Origin of the sequence: Providencia sp. PROV175 (genome assembly GCF_032707045.1) — a bacterium.
In the GTDB taxonomy this organism is placed as follows: domain Bacteria; phylum Pseudomonadota; class Gammaproteobacteria; order Enterobacterales; family Enterobacteriaceae; genus Providencia; species Providencia hangzhouensis.
On record NZ_CP120533.1, the window covers coordinates 4,446,321 to 4,468,661 of the forward strand.

Here is a 22,341-nt window from a genome sequence, read left to right on the forward strand (position 1 = left end):
TACTGATATGAAAACATTTCTTTGTGAAGATTTTTTACTCAATAACGAAATGGCTCGCCGTCTTTATCATGACTATGCTGCAACAATGCCAGTCTATGATTATCACTGCCATTTGAACCCTCGTGAAATAGCAGAAAACCGCCAATTTGATAATCTTGGGCAAATCTGGCTAGAAGGTGACCATTATAAATGGCGTGGAATGCGGTCTGCTGGGATCCCTGAATCTTTTATTACAGGCCGTGAAACGAGTGACTACGAAAAATATCAAGCTTGGGCAAAAGCGGTTCCTATGACGCTAGGTAACCCTTTGTACCATTGGACTCATCTAGAATTACGTCGCCCTTTTGGTATTACGGGTAAGCTCTTTTCCCCTGAGACCTCTGAAGCCATTTGGCACGAAGCAAACGAAAAATTGGCTCACCCCGAATTTTCAGCTCGTGGGATTATGCAGCAAATGAACGTACACATGGTCGGTACAACCGATGACCCAACAGATCCATTAGAATATCATCAAAAAATTGCACAAGATGATACTTTCAATATCGAAGTCCGTCCAAGTTGGCGTCCAGATAGAGCATTTAAAATTGAGCTTGATGGTTTCGTCGATTACATGACGAAATTAGGGCAATCAGCGGATATTGAAATTAATCGTTTTAGTGATTTATTGTCAGCTTTAGGATCACGCCTAAACCACTTTGATAAGCATGGCTGTGTGGCCTCTGACCATGGAATTGAAGTGCTACGCTACGCCTCGATCCCCGATGAAAGTGTGCTCGATACTATTTTACAAAATAGACTTCGTGGGCAACCTCTGGATGAGCAATCTATTGCTCAATTCTCTACTGCAGTCATTGTCTGGCTAGGTAAGCAATATGCTAAGCGAAACTGGGCTATGCAATTGCATATTGGTGCATTACGCAATAATAACACCCGGATGTTCAAACTGCTAGGTGCTGATAGCGGTTTCGATTCTATTGGTGATAGTCCTATAGCTTACCCACTTTCCCGTTTGTTAGATGAAATGGATAAGAGCAATGAGCTACCAAGAACCATTTTATATTGCTTAAACCCTCGTGATAATGAGGTACTAGCAACTATGATTGGCAATTTCCAGGGTGGTGGCATAGCAGGGAAAGTTCAGTTTGGTTCTGGTTGGTGGTTTAATGACCAAAAAGACGGCATGGTGCGTCAACTTGAGCAACTTTCACAATTAGGCTTATTAAGCCAATTTGTTGGAATGTTAACCGATTCTCGTAGCTTCCTATCCTATACGCGTCATGAATATTTCCGTCGCATACTATGTAATATGATTGGAACTTGGGCGGTTAATGGTGAAGTACCAAGTGATGAAAAAATGCTAGGAAATATGGTTCAAGATATCTGTTTTAATAATGCACTGAATTTTTTCACTTCAAAATAATGACTGTCATTTTATGAGATAGGCGGTATTTTCCCGCCTATCACTCATTGTTCAAAAACTAGTTAGAATCTATTGGCACTCCTTTATTTTCTTTCGAAAACTGATGTCCAAAGAAAAATATCAAACACAATGGGATTAATGTAGCAAATAAAGCGTATTCCTTTGTAAAATCAGCTAATAACACCATCATGAAAGCCCCGCCAGCAAAACCCAATAGCGTCAGAAAGTAACAATAACTTTTATATAATGCACTTTTTCTTTCTTGACCTTTAAATGCAATAGACTCTGCCAATGAACTAAAGCCCAGTTGTACATTCAAAGTCACCGCAATATTGCCATATAGCATGCCATTAATCTTATGAAACGCATTACCTTGCATTCCCGCAATAAAAGAAAGAGCCCAAACAGCATGAAACCCATTAGAGTGAACATTAAAGAAAAAAATATAAACAATGAGTAATAATAAAAGGACGATTTCCAGTGATAATAATGTAAATGTCCATGTTTTTTCATCGGTATTATAGCGGTAGCGGATCCATGCCAACAGCATTGCCCCCGCACCAAAGGAAATAATGGAAACAATATAAGGCATCACTGCGGTTAGGCCATGCTTAGCAAACTCATAACCTAACATAATAATATTGCCTGACTGAAAAGTAGCGAATGATTTAGTCGTAAAGAAGGCATATCCATCGAGCATTCCTGACGCAATAGCTAATAAAAATGCGATCGTAGGTAACTGCATAAAAGGAACTTTTGGAGAGGAAATCATAGTTTACTTACCTGTCTTGATGATTCTTTTTCTGACTAACTTAGTCGACTGATATATACCGTAAAAATAGGAAAAACCGTCATTGCCGCCCACTAAATGGCATCCCCATACGTTTTAACATCAACATTAAGACCCCGTTCGAAAATGTAGAAAATTAATCTAATAAAATAAACCGTTGAAAAGAGTAAAATCATATAAGATAAAAAAATCACATGTAAAATAGATGCAGAACTAAAATTGAATATCAAAGTAAATTGACCGCTTGAGAAAGGGGTCATGATTGAATGTTTCAATAGAAATACTCGCGATTAAAACCAACGAAGCAACACCCCTTAAAAAATGGAGTGTTTTAATCCAGGTTTCTTGGCTACCAAACTGTCGAAAAGTCAGCATATAAATAATCTAGTTATGGAAGTCATTAACCATAGCTCCTATTCACAGTAAGATCCCGTTGCTATATTTCTAATAACAACGGGATGATATGAACATTACTGCGTCAGTGGGGGGAACCAAATAGCTTGCTGACCACTCACCAACCGTTCTTGGTTAATCCAAGTAAAAGGGGCTGGCACCTGAGCTTGCAAACGCACATCTTCAGCCCCTCTTTGTGCTGTCAATGTGGGAGTAAGGACAACAGGCTCTGGCCCATAAATAGCCGCTGACGTAGAATCACGTTCGTTTCGTCCACCACAAACCACCCATAACTGATTTAACGTAGCGATCGCATAAGGGGCAAAATCGGCACGCCCTGTTGGTGGCTCTTCAACCGAAAAAAGATGGCTATCAATCTCCACTTTTAAATCACTCGGCATACCCGCTGGCGCAGCAAGAATATCAGCGCGTAACGTACTATATAAACCACCTAACTCAGGTACGTCTAATTCATGTGCGGCTGCCAGCGCAATACGGCCAATTGGCGTTGCTGTCACACTCACAGAGCTACCCGCTGTTGCCCAGCCACTATCCCGCTTATTAAGATGTGTCACACGATAGCGCGCTAATATATCTCCTAACGGCCCTGCAAGTACTACCGTATGGAACAATCTATCCTTTTCAATTTCAGGGTAGCTTCCAACAATATACCCTTTCCCTTTTTGAGCGGCTTTACACAATGTTTGCTCGAAAACCCCACCCTGTTGTTCAGCATAAGACAAAACAATGTTGGGATCGTTGGTATAAGGTAGTGCGGAAAGCTCAGGAAGTACTAGGAGCTCATTTTCCCCCACTTGAATTGAGTCTAGTTTAGAAACCGATTTTTCCCACTGCGCTGCAATAAGTGTCGTTTGTGTTATTGTTGACGTAGCATTGATATCTGTTGGGCTGCGGTGAAAAGCGAGCGTTGGGAAATATAATTCAGGGCGACGCTTCGCCAGTAATGCATCGCGTTGTGTATCCGCTTCATCTAAATCAATTGTCGCACTGTATATACCATTTAGCCCGGGTTCTAGCTCTAACGGGCTAAGCACTGGAGATTGTGCCACTTTATGTCCTGATGGCGCCCATATGCTCGAACCACCATTATAATAAAGCTGTCCTTTGGTAATTGGATTGGTTTCAATTCCACTACGTGTTGCACAAATTACCCACACTCCATTGAAAGCACTCATATGCTGCACATGTGCAACGGTTGAATGATCGCCAAGCATTTCAGCAGGACTCGCGTTAGGCATCATACGGTCGGATACTGAATGCCAACCAATGATTTGTGCCCCTTCCAATGCAGCTAACCGAACATATTGCCAGTAAGTATCATCATAACAAATCAATAAGGCGATACGGCCAATCGGTGTTTCAAAGGTTTTAACACCAGTATTACCCGGAGCAAACAATTTTTGGTCTTGGGAATTCAGGCCTATTTTACGATATTTACCAATAATGCCTTCTGGCCCCATCAAAACAGCGGAATTATAAGCTAGCCCTGTTTCGCTATCTCGTTCCGCGATACCGACACTCATATACATCCCTGTACGAGCCAATATAGGCAATACTGCCGCTGTCGTTTTTCCTGGGATGGTATCTAAATAAGGCGCTAATTCCGTAGAGTCAGAAAATAAATAACCACTCACTGCCGTTTCTGGAAATACAGCGTAATTTACCCCTTGAGCGGCCACTTTTTCTGTCGCTTCGACTAAACGTTGAATATTTCCATTTAGATCTCCCCATGCAGGAATAAAATCAACGGCTGCTACTTTACTGCTTTTTTTTATTTCAGCAATACTCATATAATAATCCTTATTCAAAGAATTTATTAGTAAATAAATAATTTTTTGCTATTAATAAAAATAAATATTAAATAGGAATGATATTTCTATAACTCCAAATAATTTAGGTAATAATAGCTTGAGTGTAGCGGCTATATTTAAATACATCGAGCACCTAAATATAGCTGCTAATATTAATTTTCCATTTTAGAAAGTCATATTAAGAGCGAATTTAATGTTATTAATTAAATAACATTATTTTTTCTCATTTCCATAATTTGTTCATCGCTATAACCAAGCTCTTTTAACACTTCGTTATTATGTTCCCCTAACAATGGAGCACTTTTAATTTCAGGCATAAAGACTGAAAACTTCATTGGGCAGCCTACCGTTAAATATGTCCCTCGTTTTGGTTGTTGAACCTCAACAATCGAGCCGCTACGACGCAAAGAAGGGTCTTCCATAATTTCTTTCATACTTAATACTGCAGAACACGGCACATCAAACTGATCAAAATAATCGGTTAGTGCATGTTTATCTTTGTCTTTAGCGATTTCTTCAATTGCATCCCATACATCTTGGATATGGCTTGCACGTGCCTGTGTAGTGGCAAAAGCAGGATCAGTTTTCCATTCTGGACGCCCAATGGCATCACAGGTATTTTCCCAATTATGGTCTTGATTAATAAAGTAAATGTACGCATTTGGGTCAGTATCACTGCCTTTGCACTTAAGCATCGTTCCAGGTTGACCTCCCCCACTCGCATTTCCCCCACGGGGAACCGCATCACCAAACGTGCCATTTGGGTATTGAGGGTATTCCTCTAAGAAACCGAGTTTTTCTAAACGTTGTTGATCACGCAATTTCACACGACATAAATTAAGCACCGCATCTTGCATTGACATGGTCACACGTTGGCCTTTACCTGTTTTTTCTCGGTGTAACAGCGCCGTCAGTATGCCAATCAATAAATGCATACCCGTATTACTATCACCTAATGCTGCAGCACTTACCGTTGGCGGGCCATCAGGAAAACCCGTTGTCGATGCTGAACCACCAGCAGATTGAGCAACATTTTCATAGGCTTTCACATTCGCATACGGCGAGTTCTCATTAAACCCTTTGATTGAGCCAAAAATTAATCGAGGATTGAGTTCTTGGATGTGCTCCCACGTAAACCCCATATGGTCGATAGCCCCCGGATGAAAATTTTCAACTAATACATCAGATTGACGTATTAGTTTCTCCATCACGGCTTTTCCCTCTGGCGTTTTGGTGTTGAGCTCTAAAGAGCGTTTGTTACTGTTTAACATCGTAAAATACAGCGCATCCACATCAGGGATATCTCGCAATTGATTACGTGTCACATCCCCAACACCTGGGCGTTCAATTTTGATCACATCAGCACCGAACCAAGCAAGCATTTGTGTACATGACGGGCCTGACTGAACCCCAGTAAAATCAAGAACGCGTATCCCATCAAGCGGTTTTGAAGAAGTCATAATTCACCTTTTTACAAAACTGCCATGGCGTCATTTCTCACGCCATGGCAACTCATTTTGCCCTATTGACTCTTTCTATGAAACGAGTCGAGAGATGTAGATCCACGCTGGAGCTGCGATGATAAAACCAAGTACACTCACCGCCAGCGACGCAGTTCCTGTCCGAGTATACAGATTAAAGCGACTTGCAATAATTATTCCAGAGAAAGCAGGTGGCAATGCCCCAGCTAATACCATCATTTGCAGTTGCTCTGTTCCCATATTAAACATCATACCCGCCAGTAACATTAACCCTGGCATTAACACTAGCTTTAATAACGTGTTATAAACTATCTCTCCATCGAACTCGAACTTATTGGCGGCTAATGTCAGACCGGCAGCAAATACCGCAACACCAGAGTTTGCTTTCGCAATTAAATCAAATGTTGGGTCCCAAACGGTAGGAATTTTCACACCAACCAATACCAGTGCGGTCGCAAGTACCGGAGCCCATACGACGGGTTCTTTAAAGGCGGATATTAATGCATCCATACCGCCACCACCCTTTTTCCCTTCCGCATCAGATGGGTTCAGTAGGAATAGGCCAATAGGGATTGTAATGGCATTAACGATGATGGAAATAATAGCGACAACTAACCCAGTTGAAACAGTTTCACCATAAATAGGGTCTAAAACCGCAAACCCTAAGAAACCAATTGTCGGAGAACCTGCAATTAATGCACATACCGCAGCTTCGCCACGACTATGTTTAAAAATATATTTACAGCTAAAGAAAGAGAAAAAGAAACAAACGAGCAAGACCACAAATGAAATAATAGTCAATTTAGCGTCTGCAAATATCATTTCTCGATTAGCGCGTGCGATAGAAACAAATAATGCAGCAGGTAATGCGTAATTTAATACCAACTTATTAAATGCTTTCGCTTGGTCACTGGTAAACACATTTCGTTTACCACTCACATAACCTAATACCATAATAATAATGATAGGTAATAGGTCGCTCATAAAAATCTTATACATAAAATCAGCCATAAGACCCACCTATTTTTGGCAATAAGACCCCGTACGCCACTCATTAAAAATGAGCCGCGTAGGGTTATCTTTGTTAGTTAACGTTATGCTGCGTTAATTTTTTACGACAGACTTCGGATTTAAATTACCAATATGGCCACTTTCCGTTCCAACTGCAGGGTCAATAACAACATTTATCAAGGTTGGATGACCCGATGCTAAACCGGCCCTCAAGGCTTCTTGTACCTCAGCAGGTGTTGTTGCTTGGTAGCCGATGCCACCAAAAGCCTCAATCATTTTGTCATAACGTGCTCCGCCCATTAAAACGGTAGGAGAAGGGTCTTGATCACCATGGAGGTTTACGCCATCACCACGGTAAATCCCACCATTATTGAAAATCAAAATAGTGACAGGCAATTTGTAGCGACAAATCGTTTCAATTTCCATACCACTAAAGCCAAATGCACTATCGCCTTCAATCGCTACAACAGGCTTACCACTAGTTACAGCAGCTCCCACTGCATAACCCATTCCGACCCCCATAACGCCCCATGTTCCACAATCTAAGCGTTTACGTGGTTGGTACATATCAATAATATTTCGCCCATTATCAAGCGTGTTAGCGCCTTCATTGACGACATAAACATCTTGGTGATCGACCAGCACATCACGGATTGCACGTAATGCGTTGAAGTAATTCATCGGGGAAGTGTCAGTGTTTAACTTAACTGCCATTTTCTCGACATTGATTTTCTTGTGCTCATCAATACTGACAATCCATTCTGTTGGAGATTTAACAGGGGTTGATTTAAGTCCTGCCAATAATGACTCAATACTGGAGTAAATATCACCAACAACTGGGGCCGCTATTGGGCGGTTACTATCAATTTCGGAAGGTTCAATATCTAACTGAATAAATTGCGTTTCTGGTGACCAATGCTTACCTTTACCATGGTCAAGTAACCAGTTAAGACGTGCTCCCATTAATACCACAACATCTGCACTGGATAAGGCATATGAGCGAGCTGATGCGGCTGATAGAGGATGTGTATCTGGCAGCAGCCCCTTAGCCATTGACATCGGTAAATAAGGGATACCGGTTGTTTCAATAAATTGACGAATATTGTCATCCGCTTGGGCATAAGCTGCACCTTTACCCAAAATAATTAATGGTCGCTTAGCCGAGGCGAGCAACTTAAGGGCTTTATTCACTGAATCTGGTGATGGAATTTGTCTTGGTGCAGGGTCTTCAACTGTAAAAATGGTTTTATCCGCTGCGTCCTTGTCCATCACGGCAGACAACACTTCCGTTGTTAAATCAAGATAAACCCCACCAGGACGACCTGATACCGAAGCGCGGATTGCTCGCGCGAGTGCGATACCAAGGTCTTCGGGTTTATTCACACGATAAGACGCTTTTACAAAGGGTTTTGCCGTGTTCATTTGGTCTAACTCTTCGTAATCACCCTGCTGCAAATCAATTATCGCTCTGTCGCTTGAGCCACTGATTTGAATCATTGGAAAACCATTGGTGGTTGCATTAGCCAGCGCCACCATGCCATTTAAAAAACCTGGCGCCGAAACCGTTAAGCAGATACCCGGTTTTTGGGTGATAAAACCACTAATTGCAGCCGCATTACCCGCGGATTGTTCATGGCGAAATCCAATATAGCGAATACCTTCAGCTTGTGCATGCCTTGCCATGTCAGTCACTGGAATTCCAACAACACCGTAGATTGTATCAATGCCATTTTTTTTAAGTGCATCGACAATAATATGCATACCATCAGTCAGGTTTTGGGTTTGATCAGCAGACATGTCTACCTCATAAGTAACTGATTAAAAGATTAAATGGAGTGATTTCTCACTCCAATATTTAAAATTAGATCGCTTTGTTCGCACGCATAGTCGCAATTTCATCTGCGCTATAACCTAACTCAGTTAGGACTTGCTCTGTATGCTCACCCAACAATGGTGCGCTTTTGATATCCGGTGTAAAGGAGGAGAATTTCATCGGGCAACCCACCGTCAAGTAAGTCCCGCGTTTTGGCTGCTCAACTTCAACAATACTTCCGCTCTTACGCAGAGATTGGTCTCGTGCGATTTCACGCATACTGAGTACAGGGGCACAAGGGACACCATATTTACTCAAGTACTCGACCGCTTCATGTTTATCTTTATCTGCTAAGAATTTTTCAATTTCAGCAAAAATATCAAAGATATGAGGTTGACGAGCCTTTGGTGTATTGTAAGCGGGATCCGTCGCCCATTCAGGCTTACCAATCGCTACACAGGTTTGCTCCCAGTCCTGCTCTTGGATAGTAAAATAAATATAAGCATTTGGGTCAGTTTCCCAGCCTTTACATTTTAAGATCCAGCCAGGCTGGCCACCACCACCAGCATTACCGCCACGAGGAACGGCATCACCAAATGTGCCATTTGGGTATTGTGGATATTCTTCAAGGTAGCCAATTTTCTCTAAACGTTGCTGGTCACGAAGTTTGACACGGCACAAGTTGAGTACGGCATCTTGCATCGACATAGTCACTCGCTGGCCTTTTCCTGTTTTCTCGCGATGTAATAACGCTGCAAGTAAGCCAATGAGCAAGTGCATACCCGTATTGCTGTCACCTAGCGCAGCGGCACTCACTAATGGTGGGCCATCCCAAAACCCTGTGGTTGATGCGGCACCACCTGCGGCTTGGGCAACGTTTTCATAAGCTTTAACATCTGCATAAGGCGAGTCTTCATCAAAACCTTTGATGGAACCGAAAATCAAACGAGGATTTAATTCTTGAATGTGTTCCCAAGTGAAACCCATATGGTCAATCGCACCAGGGTGGAAGTTCTCAACGAGAACATCGGCCTGCTTAATCAGCCGCTCCATAACCTCTTTACCTTCAGGAGTCTTTGTATTCAATTCCACTGAACGCTTATTACTATTAAGCATCGTGAAATACAGCGCATCCACATCAGGGATATCCCTTAATTGGTTACGCGTGACATCTCCAACTCCGGGGCGTTCAATCTTAATAACATCTGCACCGAACCACGCTAACATTTGAGTACAAGATGGTCCTGATTGTACACCGGTGAAATCCAGTACTTTAATACCTTGTAAAGGAAGATCCATGTGGTACCTCTTTATTTAGCTATCGTAAATGGAATGAATTAGGATTCTATTATTTAGCTGTGTTAAAAAGATATTTTAATATATGACTGTTTTTATATTTATTAATAATTATATTACTATTTTTATTAAATAATATCACTAATGTCCAGCAATTAATTCCTTTAATATATGTACATCATAACGCTCTTAAAAGGAATAAATATTTATTTGTTTATTATTGGTTTAAAAAAATTGCAAATCATACGCGAAATAAGAGCATCTTTATTTGATGTGTATTTTTTTATTAATCTTATTTTGATTAACTATAATGATAATAAATCGCAAACAGGTCATCAAATAAATATATCTAATTTTATTTCTTTCAAATAAATTGAATATTTATATTTTTTAGATATAAAAAACCCACAAATAACATTAGTCATTTGTGGGTTTGATAACAACAATAATAAAACTTAGTTTTTCTCTTGTTGCTGTTTTTGCTGTTTTTCTTTTTCCAAAAGCTGGCGATACCACAATGGATGGTGTTTTCTAGCCCAACCACGAGTCACCCAACCTTCAACCATCGCACGCACTGAACCTTTCACCCAAATCGCGGCATAAGCGTGAACCACAATCATGATAATCAGCGCAATTGCAGAGAGCGAGTGAATAAGAATAGCTGCACGATAAACAGGGATTGGGAAATAATCTGCGAAATAAGGACGCCACATGATCACTCCCGTGATCACCAGCGCCAATAAGCAGATAGTGACAACCCAATACACCCCTTTCTGACCGAGGTTATATTGGCCGACATCGCCCGCCTCTTCGTTTTTCAGTACTTTGCCGATATTTTTTGCCCACTTGATATCTTCTTTATTAATGAAGTTATGGTGGAAATAGCGGAAGAACATAAATACGAACAGCAAGAACATCGCCGTACCCACAAATGGATGCAAAATTCGCGACAGTTGTGGTGTGCCTAAAATATTCATAAACCAGTTTAGTGAAGGGAAAAAGAACCCTAACCCACTGATTGCCGTGAACAAAAAGCAAATCACAACCGCCCAGTGATTGATCCTTTCAATCGGCTTGTGGCGAATAATTTTGTCGTTATCATCTGGCATCATTTCTGATCCTCCCCTTCTTTTGATTTCGAAGTGTCAGATGACATTGCATTATGCAAATCTTCTAAAGCCTCTTCTTCATCTTTTTTGGAGACGCGGTTTGGACCAATACCCACATAGTGGAAGATGGCCGCCGCAAATGTTGCAGCAAAACCAACCGCTGCTAACGGTTTCCAGATACCTTTCCAGAAAGTCACTGTTGGGCTGATTGTCGGGTTTTCTGGTAATCCGTGATACAACTGAGGTTTATCTGCATGGTGCAGAACGTACATCACGTGCGTACCACCAACGCCCTCTGGGTCATATAAACCTGCATTCGCATAACCACGGGTTTTCAGCTCTTCAACACGCTCACCAGCCATGTTAATCATGTCTTCTTTGCTACCGAAGTGGATAGCACCCGTTGGACATGTTTTCACACATGCAGGTTCTTGACCGACTTCAACACGGTCAACGCACAGCGTACATTTGTATGCACGGTTATCTTCTGGGTTAATACGTGGTACATCAAACGGGCAACCCGCAATACAATAACCACAACCAATACAGTGTTCCGATTGGAAGTCAACGATACCGTTTTTGTACTGTACTATCGCGCCTTCCGAAGGGCACGCCTTCAGACAGCCCGGGTCAGCACAGTGCATACAACCATCTTTACGGATCAGCCATTCAAATTTATCGTTCTCTTCCACTTCAGAGAAGCGCATTACCGTCCATGACTTAGCGGTTAAATCTGTTGGGTTATCATATACACCAACGTTAGTCCCGATTTTGTCACGGATATCGTTCCATTCGGAACAGGCAACCTGACAAGCTTTACAGCCAATACAGGTCGTCACATCGATAAGCTTTGCAACTTCTTCCTTATAGTCCCGCACCTGAGGTGCGGGAGTCAGGGAATTGGTGGCAGAGCGACGAATAATGTCCTGAGATTGCATTGACATAATTTATCTCCTTACACCTTTTCCACATTGACAAGGAACGATTTAAATTCCGGTGTCTGAGTATTCGCATCACCCACAAACGGCGTTAACGTGTTCGCGATAAAGCCTTTCACAGCCAAACCTTCAAAGCCCCAGTGAATAGGAATACCGATTGTATCGATATCTTTACCTGCCACTTTCAGCGTATGAATACGTTTGGTGACCACGGCTTTCGCTTTGATATAACCGCGTTTAGAGCTGACTTTCACCGTATCGCCTTGTTTAATACCTTTTTCATTCGCCAGACGCTCACCAATTTCAATGAACTGCTGTGGCTGAATGATGGCATTTAGCAAAGCATGTTTTGTCCAATAGTGGAAATGTTCAGTCAAGCGATAAGTGGTTCCCACATAAGGGAATTCTGTCGCTTTACCCATTTGGGCCCAGTCGTCTTTAAACACACGAGCCGCAGGGTTTGACACAACTTTCGGGTGCAGTGGATTGGTATCCAATGGCGTTTCAATTGGTTCATAGTGCTCTGGGAATGGGCCTTCGGCCATTTTATCCAGTGCGAATAGACGCCCCATACCTTCCGGTTGCATGATAAACGGACCAACACCACTTCCCGGCGCGGCATTGCTATAGTCAGGAATATCCATTCCTATCCATTTGCTACCATTCCACTCGAGGATTTGGCGTTTTGGATCCCATGGTTTACCCATTGGGTCTGCTGATGCACGGTTATAAATCACACGGCGGTTCAGAGGCCACGCCCATGCCCAACCTAATGTATTCCCCAGACCTGTTGGGTCAGAGTTATCACGGTTAGCCATTTGGTTGCCTTTTGGCGTCCAGCTACCTGTAAATATCCAGCAGCCACTCGCGGTGGTACCGTCATCACGTAACTGTGCAAACGAGCTAAGCAGCTCACCTTTTTTCGCAATAACGTTGCCATCAGCATCTTTCAAGTCAACTAAAGCATAGCCATTGTTTTCTTGAGCAACTTCTTCTGGCGTTGGGTTATCGCGGTCGAAGTAATTCCAAGTCATACTTAGAACTTGTTCAGGTACCGCACCGCCTTCAGAGGCATACAGTTGGCGTAAACGGTGGAAAATACCAGACAGGATTTCACCATCACTGATAGCTTCACCTGGGGCATCCGCACCTTTCCAGTGCCATTGCAACCAACGCGCTGAGTTCACAATCGAACCATTTTCTTCAGCAAAACAGCAAGATGGCAGACGGAATACGGTAGTTTGAATTTCTGCTGGGTTCACATCATTCATTTCGCCGTGGTTTTGCCAGAAATTCGACGTTTCGGTGTTCAGCGGGTCAACGGTGATTAAATACTTCAGCTTAGAAAGCGATTTAATAACTTTGTTTTTATTCGGGAATGACGCTACTGGGTTAAAGCCTTGGCAGATATAGCCATTCACTTCCCCTTTATCCATCATTTCGAAATAACGCAGTACATCGTAGCCTTGATCCCATTTCGGTAATAAATCAAAGCCCCAATTATTTTCTTTCTGCGCTTTATCGCCATAGAATGTCTTCATCAAACTAACAAAGAATTTCGGGTAGTTACCCCAATAGTTTACCTGGCCTTCAACCGTCGCTTTTGGCGTGTTTGCAGCTAAGTAACTTTCTAATGTCGTTTGTTTTTCTGATGGTAAGGTCAAATAACCCGGCAAGCTTTGTGACAATAAGCCTAAGTCAGTCAAACCTTGGATATTGGAGTGTCCACGCAGGGCATTTACACCACCACCTAACATCCCCATATTACCCAGCAGTAATTGGATCATCGCCATGGTACGGATATTTTGCGCACCCACAGTATGTTGAGTCCAACCTAATGCGTATAAGAACGAGGCTGTTTTATCTTTAGCACTGGTTTCAGCCAAATACTCACAAACTTGTAGGAAGTCTTTGATCGGCGTACCACAGATATTATTCACCACTTCAGGTGTATAACGGCTGACGTGCTCTTTTAATAGGTTTAACACACAGCGTGGATGTTTCAGAGTCGGATCGCGCAGCGCAAGGCCGTTTTCATCCATCTCATAGTTCCACGTGGTTTTGTCGTATTGACGTTTTTCTTCGTCATAACCTGTGAACAAGCCGTCATCAAAACCATAATCTTCACGAATAACTAAACTGGCGTTGGTATACGCTTCCACGTATTCACGCTGAATTTTTTCATTATCCAGTAAGTATTTGATAACACCTGATAAGAACGCGATATCTGTACCCGAACGGATAGGCGTGTAAAAATCCGCCACTGCCGCTGTACGGGTAAAGCGTGGGTCAATCACAATTAATTTGGCTTTATTATGGATTTTAGCTTCCATCGCCCAGCGGAAACCGACTGGATGCGCTTCTGCCGCATTACCACCCATAACGACAACTAGGTTTGCATTTTTAATGTCAACCCAGTGGTTGGTCATCGCACCGCGACCAAATGTTGGAGCAAGACTTGCTACCGTTGGTCCGTGTCAGACACGCGCTTGGTTATCGACGGCAAGCATGCCGAGAGCGCGGGTAAATTTTTGTGTTACAAATCCACTTTCGTTACTGCCCGCCGATGCGCACAGCATACCAGTGGTCAGCCAACGGTTAACGGTGACACCCTCTTTATTTTTCTCAATAAAGTTCGCATCACGGTCTTCTTTCATTAACTTAGCGATACGGTCAAACGCGTCGTTCCACGTGATACGTTTCCACTCATTGGTACCCGGCTCACGCACTTCTGGGTATTTCAAGCGGCTTTCACTGTGGATGAAATCGATAAGTCCAGCACCTTTCGGACAAAGTGCACCACGGTTTACCGGATGATCCGGGTCCCCTTCAATATGGAAAATGCTCTCTTTTGCATTTTTCGCGCCATCACCGAGGCTGTACATTAACAGCCCACAGCCGACAGAACAGTAGGTACAGGTATTTCTGGTTTCCTTCGCACGCAGTAATTTATACTGGCGCGTTGACGCTAATGCGGTAGCGGGTGCAAAACCCAAAGCCGCTGCAGTCGTACCTGCCATACCGCCAGCGCAGATCTTAAAGAACTGCCTTCTGCTGACTTGCATGGGGATCTCCTCATTTACATTGCTCATGTTTACCTAACGTCAATCGCGATAATCAGGTAAACTGTTCTTATTCAACGTCTTCCTTACGTATCCAGGTTCATTGCCTGGCAAATGGTGTAAATTCTTTTTACCCATAATTAATATTATGTATCATTAATGCTAGGAATTCATCTAATGTATGAAACAAATACTACAAATGACTCCAAATTAATCAAAATGATTGGCTTAAACCAAACAACCGTGCAACAAAAAGGCAACCTTAATTTACCCGTTAATGATTATGTTGCGGAGGAATATCCTGTTGCTTTAGTCTTCAATGGTATATCTCACGTAGTGATGATGGCGACGCCAAAAGATTTGGCGGATTTTGCTATCGGGTTCGCCCTTTCGGAAGGAATAATACAGTCAGGTGATGAAATTCGTGGAATTGATATCGTTGAAGGCTGCAACCGCGGAATTGAAGTACAAGTTGAATTATCTAGCCGCCGGTTTATGGAGTTAAAAGAACGTCGTCGTAATCTAGCGGGGCGTACGGGCTGTGGTATTTGTGGAACAGAACAACTTGAAGAAATTTTCAAACCGATCGCCCCGCTACCTTTCACCCAAACCTTTTCTCTCTCGCACCTTGATAATGCATTACATGAATTGAAAAAAGTGCAAGAGATTGGTGCGCTGACAGGTTGTACCCATGCGGCCGCATGGATTTCACCAGAAGGGCAATTAGTCGGTGGATGCGAAGATGTCGGTCGCCATGTTGCACTCGATAAACTTTTGGGTATGAAACATCGCAACCAATGGCAACAAGGTGCAGTACTGGTTTCCAGCCGTGCCAGCTATGAAATGGTGCAAAAGGCGGCCAGTTGTGGCGCTGAAATTTTATTTGCCGTTTCTGCTGCCACCGCGCTTGCTATTGAGGTAGCAGAGAAAGCCAACTTAACGTTAGTTGGATTTTGTCGTCAGGGGAAAGCGACAGTGTTTACGCATGGGAGTCGAATTAAAGATTAAAGGGGCATAATTAGTCCCAGCCTTTATTTAATCTCGCTGCTTTGTGATGTAATCCGGATAGAATTGAGTCTGCGATATGCTCAGGGAAATCTGTGGGTAATTGTTCTCTCACTTTCTTAATAACACTTTCCATTTGCTCACCAAATTCAATTAAGATTTTTTCCATCTCAGCACGATCAAATCCAACGGCTTTGGCCGTTGAAAAAAAATGTCTTGGGAAAATTTGCTCTATATTGTATTTCATCCCCCTTGTTCCCTTCAACCCCATAGCCAATTTGGCATCTCTAGGGTTAATTCCCCTCCCCCCATAACTAGGATACATGGACAAAATATCGTAAAAAGGTGTTAACTGATAACGGCCTTCAGGTTCAATAAATAATGAAAAATTTTTAGCATGGCCATCCGTCGCTGCAAGTAACCAAAACAAAACCTGGCTCTTCATAAACTGATATCTATCTTTCTCCGCATTTATTGAACCTAATAAGTAATTCATAATTTCAGAAATACCCGGTCCACCATGATTTTGATATTTTCTTGCCGGTGAAATATTCAATGTTTGACAAAAATCTTCTTGTGGTAAACGCATAATCCACGAGGAATCAGAAGAATATTTACGGTCAAAACGTTCAACCGCTAACGCCTTTATTTCACCTACATTTAAAATAAAGCTATAGGGCACATCTAGGCCAAACTCTTTTGCTATCAATAAACATAAATATTCATTTTCTACACTATCCGACATATCTATCGAATAAGAATGGCTTTCTATTTTACCAATGGGAAGTTTAATAATATGGGTAGTTGGAGTCGCATTCTGAGGTAAGCACCAATGCCCATCTAAATAGAGTAATGCGGTTTTCTCTTGAGCGCCCGCAAGTGAGATCCTAAAGTCATCTTCATCTTCAATCATGCCTAAAGGAGCATTCGCTTTATACCCTGTTAATATTTTTTCTAGTTGCTTATTAGATAAAGGTTTATATTCAATTTTTCTGATATTACTGACTCTTTGCCCATCTAGAATGAGTTGTAAAGCCCCCACACTATCCTGACCAATCTTAGATAATAAATCGAAAGGTTGATTTGAATCCGCTTGATAACGACTAACAATTCGATTCCGTATCTCAATATTGTCCGGTAGGAGATTATCAAAAAAATTATAAACTTCGTCTCCTCGATATTCTTGGTGCCTAAGTGGCATTGATAAAGAAATAGGTCGAGCACCTGATGTTTCCAACCAGTGACTATTATATGTAAATTGGTGAGCACCAGTACTTGAACGAATCAAATCCCCAACCAAGTAACCATTCATGTATACATGCAAAGTCGCCATCACCACTCCTCCTTCCATCCGGAGTCTGAATTTGATGAGCCACTTTCATTTCGCGGTTTAATATCGAGTTCTAAATTGAGGGCAGATAAAATCTTAAAAAAGGTTTCTAATTTGGTAGAGTCAGGAGAGAGTTCAAAGCTAGAAACAGTATCTTGCCGAATACCTACTTTACTAGCGACTTTGCTTTGAGATAACTTTTTCATCTCTCTGACATCCTTCATATAAGCACTAAGTTGTCGGGTATTCGTCACTTTCATTTTAAAACCTACCTTATTTTTCACCCTAACAATATTTACACGCTATAACCGGTAAACATTATATTACACGCTATAGCCGGTAATATCAAGATTACACGCTATAGGCGGTAAGACATAAGTTACACGCTATAGGCGGTAAGACATAAGTTACACGCTATAGCGTGTGAAAAATATATTAATAAGTATGGCCCACAAAACAGTCAGTGCCATACCTTAGCAAGGTAAAGCTTATATATTACTTGGTTGCTAGAACTTAATAGAGAATTAAGGCAGGAAAAATGGAGGGGACCACCGATAAAGCAAACCTACACGTAATACCGTGTAGGTTATAGACGATAGATGATACCGTATCACTTCCCAATACAAAAACTTGAGAAAATACGGCCTAATAAATCATCAGAAGTAAATTCACCCGTGATTTCGCTAAGTTCCTGCTGAGCTAAACGTAATTCCTCCGCCAGTAACTCACCGGAGCGAGCATTCACTAACTGGTCATAGCCCTGTTCAAGGTGAACGGCTGCTGCATTCAGTGCTTGTAAATGACGACTACGAGCAAGGAAACCACCTTCTGTATTACTGTTAAAGCCAATGGCTTCTTTTAGGTGATCGCGCAACAAATCAATGCCTTTTTCTTCGCGTGCGGACAAACGAATTAACGGATAACGAGTATTATCAATAAACTCAACCGGTTCGCCTGTCATATCTGCTTTGTTGCGAATGACGGTGACCGGAAGTTCATCAGGTAAACGCGCCATAAATTCAGGCCAAATCTCTTGCGGCTCCGTAGCATTGGTTGTGGTGCTATCTACCATAAACAGCACATGGTCCGCTTGTTCGATTTCTTTCCAAGCACGCTCAATACCAATTCGTTCCACTTCATCACTGGCTTCACGTAAGCCTGCGGTATCAATGATATGCAATGGCATGCCATCAATATGAATATGTTCACGTAACACATCACGCGTCGTTCCCGCAATATCCGTCACAATCGCAGCTTCACGGCCCGCCAATGCATTTAGCAAGCTCGATTTTCCTGCATTTGGGCGCCCAGCAATAACTACCTTCATGCCTTCACGCAATAAACTGCCTTGGCGTGCTTGGGAGCGAACTTGTTCTAAATCTGCCACGACTTCGTTGAGTTTAGCTTCGATTTTGCCATCAGACAGAAAATCGATTTCTTCATCTGGGAAATCGATGGCGGCTTCCACATAGATGCGCAAGTGAGTGAGTGCTTCCACCAATTGGTGAATATGGGAAGAAAAAGCCCCTTGTAACGAATTCATCGCTGAACGTGCCGCTTGCTCTGAACTCGCATCAATCAAGTCAGCAATCGCCTCAGCTTGCGCTAAATCGAGCTTATCATTTAAAAATGCACGTTCAGAAAACTCACCTGGATTCGCGATACGAATGCCATCAATCGTTAATATTCTTCTTAACAATAAATCAAGAATAACAGGGCCACCGTGTCCTTGTAACTCAAGGACATCTTCTCCCGTAAATGAATTTGGTCCAGGGAAGTAAAGCGCAATACCTTGGTCAAGAACAGAGCCTTCCTCATCACGAAATGGCAGGTAGTCCGCATAACGTGGTTTAGGGAGTTTTCCTAGCACGATTTCAGCAACTTGTGCCGCTTTCGGGCCAGATACACGTAAAATACCGACACCACCACGACCGGGAGGTGTTGCCTGTGCGACGATAGTATCGTTGATTTGCATGATGTTTCTCTGTCATTCCTATAAAAAAATTAAGGCGGTCATTAAATGGCCGCCTTAATATTATATCGATAGCTGAGCAGAAGGCTCACCTAAAATTCAATTTATTTCTTTTCTTTCTTATCGCGACTATGCAGACCACGTTTTTCCAGACCACGGTAAATCACTTGTTGCTGGATGATGGTTACTAAGTTACTCACGATATAATACAGAACCAGACCTGATGGGAACCACAGGAAGAAGATAGTGAACACGACTGGCATGTACGTCATAATCTTCTGTTGCATAGGGTCAGTCACAGCGGTCGGTGACATTTTCTGAATCACAAACATTGTCACACCCATCAATACAGGCAGGATGTAGTACGGGTCTTGTGCAGACAAGTCTTGAATCCAACCAAAGAACGGTGCGTGGCGCAGTTCAACAGAACCCATCAACATATAGTAAAGTGCAAGGAAGATAGGCATTTGAATCAGCAGAGGTAAACAGCCACCCAGTGGGTTTACTTTTTCTGCTTTATACATCGCCATCATTTCTTGGCTCATACGTTGTTTGTCATCACCAATACGCTCACGCATTGCAGCCAGTTTTGGTTGCAGTAAACGCATTTTCGCCATCGAGGTGTACTGTGCTTTAGTCAGCGGGTACATAATACCACGAACGATAAAGGTAATAACGATGATGGCAATACCCCAGTTACCCACAAAACCGTGAATGAATTTCAGCAGTTTAAACAGTGGCTGAGAGATAAACCATAACCAACCATAATCAACGGTTAAGTCTAAATGTGGTGCAACTGCGGCCATTTCAGACTGAATTTCAGGACCAACCCATAATGTTGATGAATAAGTACCTGCACCATTAGCTGCGATAGTCATTGGTTCACTCTTATAACCAATGATGGCAGACTTTTTATCTAGGTCGATGGTATAGAAAGTGCTCTTTTCTGCACTTGCAGGGATCCACGCCGTTGCAAAATATTGTTGCAACATTGCCACCCAGCCACCTTTAGTGGTCAAGTCGAGGTTTTTATCTTCGATGTCGCCAAAGCTATATTTTTTATAGTTGTTTTCATCAGAAGAATACGCCGCACCACGATAAGTATGCAGAGCAAAGTTACTGCTACCGGTATCACGCTCTTTTGGTAACTCGATAGTTTGTTTTAACTGACCGAAGAAAGCGAGGCTCAGTGGTTGAGCTGTTGGGTTTTGAATACTGTATTCAACTTCAACAGTATATTGGCCACGTTTTACAATGTACGTTTTCTGATACACAACACCGTTGTTATCAGTAAATGTCATTGGTACGCGCAAGACGTCTTGGCCTTTCTCTAATGTGAAAGTTGTAGAATCTGCGCTATACAGCGGACGTTCACCATTATTATTTGCTGGGTTGTCTGGGCCATGAAGACCAATCAAACCACTTTGTGCCTGATAGACAAAACCTGGGTTAGTTTCCAGTAAACGGAAAGGGCTTTCCGAATGAAGGGTCGCAGGATAGGCTAACAGGTCAGCCTCATCGATATCACCACCACGAGTATTGATGCGAATATCCAGTACATCAGTCTTGACTGTGATGAGCTTACCTTGCCCACTGCCAGTTACGGCTTGAGCATCACTGCTTGGCATATCCGCTTGTTGCGAAGTTTGAACAGTTTTAACGTCCTGAGCAACTTTATCGCTCTCCCAGGCCTGCCAAACTAAGAACGACACGAACAACAAAGCGATGAGTAGAAGATTGCGTTGCGAATCCATCGTTATAATTCTCTATTATCATCAGTTTTTCTAGGTGGGACAGGATCATCTCCACCAGCGTGTAAAGGGTGGCATTTTAATACGCGTTTCGCCGTTAACCAACTCCCTTTTAGCATACCAAACCTGCGCAATGCCTCAATTCCGTAATTTGAACAAGTAGGATTGAAGCGACAACGAGGCCCTAACAACGGGCTAATTGCCAGTTGGTAGCCTCTGATCAGCATGATCAGGATTTTTGAGCCAAGCGACGGTGACGACGCCATAACTTATCCAATGCTTCCGTGACCTGTTGATTGTCCAGATTAGCGACCCCTTTCCTTACCAATACCACAAAATCCATTGAAGGCAACTCATGTTGATGCAGACGAAAATATTCACGCGCTAACCGTTTAATACGATTTCGCTCATGAGCTCGTTTAACATTTTTTTTGGCGATGGTAAGACCGATGCGGGGATGCCCCAGCTCGTTTAGGCGACCAAGGATTGTTATCTCTGGGGAACTCGCCCTCTGCGGCTGCTTAAAGACATTATCGAAATGCCTGGGAGTTAACAAACGTAACTCCCGGGTAAAAGCGAGCGTAACCACTTGAATAGAGGGCTAGCTTTATTACTTAGATGAAACGGTCAGACGAGCGCGGCCTTTAGCACGACGGCGAGCCAGAACCTGACGACCATTTTTAGTGGCCATACGAGCACGGAAACCGTGTGAACGGTTGCGCTTCAGTACGGACGGTTGAAAAGTGCGTTTCATAACGATTTCTACCTAACTTTTAAATTTATTACTGATTCAGTAAACGCGTTGGCAACCAGTGGAAACTGATTTACACCTGTGCCTCTATCGCAACAATATAGAAAGAGGCAGGATTGTAATAAAACATAGGGGGTCACGTCAATGAAATGACGCAATCAAACCACTTTTATTTATAGCCTGGCTGACCGGTTTGCCGACATATGTTGTGACAGCCGACGAATGATTACATCCGCATACTGGCTGAAAACCTGCTTTTGCCCCCGCCCTGCCTAACATTAACGTTAAAATAGAGCGATATAGCCCAACAAGTTTACCTCAGTTTCGTGTAAAAATCACATCAGTACTGTACACAGGGAGGAAGATTATACGGACTCCGCCCCAAAG

Annotated in this window: 18 protein-coding genes; 2 read left to right on the forward strand and 16 right to left on the reverse strand. The window is 42.6% G+C overall.

The features are described 5' to 3' along the window. Positions 1-7 precede the first annotated feature (7 nt). The gene (gene uxaC, locus P3L44_RS20410; protein WP_239354657.1) at positions 8-1,420 is read left to right on the forward strand and encodes a glucuronate isomerase; all 1,413 of its coding nucleotides are present in this window, start codon (positions 8-10) and stop codon (positions 1,418-1,420) included. Between the two features lie 58 nt (positions 1,421-1,478). On the opposite strand, the gene P3L44_RS20415 is transcribed toward uxaC, so the two are convergent. The 9 genes from P3L44_RS20415 to fdnG form a co-directional block, all read right to left on the reverse strand. Beyond that, positions 1,479-2,192 (reverse strand): YoaK family protein, encoded by a 714-nt coding sequence (locus P3L44_RS20415; protein ID WP_239354658.1) that lies wholly within the window; start codon positions 2,190-2,192, stop codon positions 1,479-1,481. A 488-nt stretch (positions 2,193-2,680) separates the two neighbouring features. Next, positions 2,681-4,414 (reverse strand): nitrilase-related carbon-nitrogen hydrolase, encoded by a 1,734-nt coding sequence (locus tag P3L44_RS20420; RefSeq protein WP_239354659.1) that lies wholly within the window; start codon positions 4,412-4,414, stop codon positions 2,681-2,683. Positions 4,415-4,638: 224 nt separating this feature from the next. Then, positions 4,639-5,895, reverse strand: coding sequence for a formyl-CoA transferase (gene frc / locus P3L44_RS20425; protein ID WP_239354660.1), 1,257 nt, complete (start codon positions 5,893-5,895; stop codon positions 4,639-4,641). Between the two features lie 75 nt (positions 5,896-5,970). Beyond that, positions 5,971-6,915: a transporter YfdV gene (gene yfdV / locus P3L44_RS20430; RefSeq protein ID WP_004906833.1), complete on the reverse strand. Its 945-nt coding sequence runs from the start codon at positions 6,913-6,915 to the stop codon at positions 5,971-5,973. A 105-nt stretch (positions 6,916-7,020) separates the two neighbouring features. Further along, on the reverse strand, positions 7,021-8,724 hold the full coding sequence (gene oxc / locus P3L44_RS20435) for an oxalyl-CoA decarboxylase (RefSeq protein ID WP_094961976.1): 1,704 nt from the start codon (positions 8,722-8,724) through the stop codon (positions 7,021-7,023). Positions 8,725-8,788: 64 nt separating this feature from the next. Beyond that, positions 8,789-10,039, reverse strand: a complete 1,251-nt coding sequence (frc, locus tag P3L44_RS20440) for a formyl-CoA transferase (protein ID WP_125893766.1) — start codon at positions 10,037-10,039, stop codon at positions 8,789-8,791. A gap of 452 nt (positions 10,040-10,491) precedes the next feature. After that, on the reverse strand, positions 10,492-11,148 hold the full coding sequence (gene fdoI / locus P3L44_RS20445) for a formate dehydrogenase cytochrome b556 subunit (protein WP_004906828.1): 657 nt from the start codon (positions 11,146-11,148) through the stop codon (positions 10,492-10,494). After that, a complete protein-coding gene (gene fdxH / locus P3L44_RS20450; RefSeq protein ID WP_004906826.1) occupies positions 11,145-12,089 on the reverse strand; it encodes a formate dehydrogenase subunit beta in 945 nt (314 codons plus the stop codon). Before fdxH ends, fdoI begins: the two co-directional genes overlap by 4 nt. Before the next feature lie 11 nt (positions 12,090-12,100). After that, on the reverse strand, positions 12,101-15,148 hold the full coding sequence (gene fdnG / locus P3L44_RS20455) for a formate dehydrogenase-N subunit alpha (RefSeq protein WP_094961978.1): 3,048 nt from the start codon (positions 15,146-15,148) through the stop codon (positions 12,101-12,103). Between the two features lie 174 nt (positions 15,149-15,322). On the opposite strand from fdnG, the gene fdhD reads away from it, so the two are divergent. Continuing rightward, a complete protein-coding gene (gene fdhD / locus P3L44_RS20460; protein WP_036959175.1) occupies positions 15,323-16,153 on the forward strand; it encodes a formate dehydrogenase accessory sulfurtransferase FdhD in 831 nt (276 codons plus the stop codon). Between the two features lie 10 nt (positions 16,154-16,163). On the opposite strand, the gene P3L44_RS20465 is transcribed toward fdhD, so the two are convergent. The 7 genes from P3L44_RS20465 to rpmH form a co-directional block, all read right to left on the reverse strand. Further along, on the reverse strand, positions 16,164-17,483 hold the full coding sequence (locus P3L44_RS20465; protein WP_140172675.1) for a type II toxin-antitoxin system HipA family toxin: 1,320 nt from the start codon (positions 17,481-17,483) through the stop codon (positions 16,164-16,166). Then, positions 17,483-17,740: a helix-turn-helix domain-containing protein gene (locus P3L44_RS20470; protein WP_140172676.1), complete on the reverse strand. Its 258-nt coding sequence runs from the start codon at positions 17,738-17,740 to the stop codon at positions 17,483-17,485. The genes P3L44_RS20465 and P3L44_RS20470 overlap by 1 nt, the downstream gene beginning before the upstream one ends. 350 nt (positions 17,741-18,090) lie before the next feature. Beyond that, positions 18,091-19,455 carry a tRNA uridine-5-carboxymethylaminomethyl(34) synthesis GTPase MnmE gene (gene mnmE, locus P3L44_RS20475; protein WP_004906223.1) on the reverse strand — a complete coding sequence of 455 codons (1,365 nt, stop codon included), beginning with the start codon at positions 19,453-19,455 and terminating at the stop codon, positions 18,091-18,093. 101 nt (positions 19,456-19,556) lie between these two features. Then, positions 19,557-21,206, reverse strand: coding sequence for a membrane protein insertase YidC (gene yidC, locus P3L44_RS20480; RefSeq protein ID WP_004906225.1), 1,650 nt, complete (start codon positions 21,204-21,206; stop codon positions 19,557-19,559). Between the two features lie 2 nt (positions 21,207-21,208). Further along, positions 21,209-21,469 carry a membrane protein insertion efficiency factor YidD gene (yidD, locus tag P3L44_RS20485; RefSeq protein WP_036959180.1) on the reverse strand — a complete coding sequence of 87 codons (261 nt, stop codon included), beginning with the start codon at positions 21,467-21,469 and terminating at the stop codon, positions 21,209-21,211. Further along, positions 21,433-21,792: a ribonuclease P protein component gene (gene rnpA / locus P3L44_RS20490; protein ID WP_272662496.1), complete on the reverse strand. Its 360-nt coding sequence runs from the start codon at positions 21,790-21,792 to the stop codon at positions 21,433-21,435. Before rnpA ends, yidD begins: the two co-directional genes overlap by 37 nt. 21 nt (positions 21,793-21,813) lie before the next feature. Continuing rightward, complete coding sequence (rpmH, locus tag P3L44_RS20495) at positions 21,814-21,957, reverse strand: 50S ribosomal protein L34 (RefSeq protein ID WP_004906236.1); 144 nt, start codon at positions 21,955-21,957, stop codon at positions 21,814-21,816. Positions 21,958-22,341 lie beyond the last annotated feature (384 nt).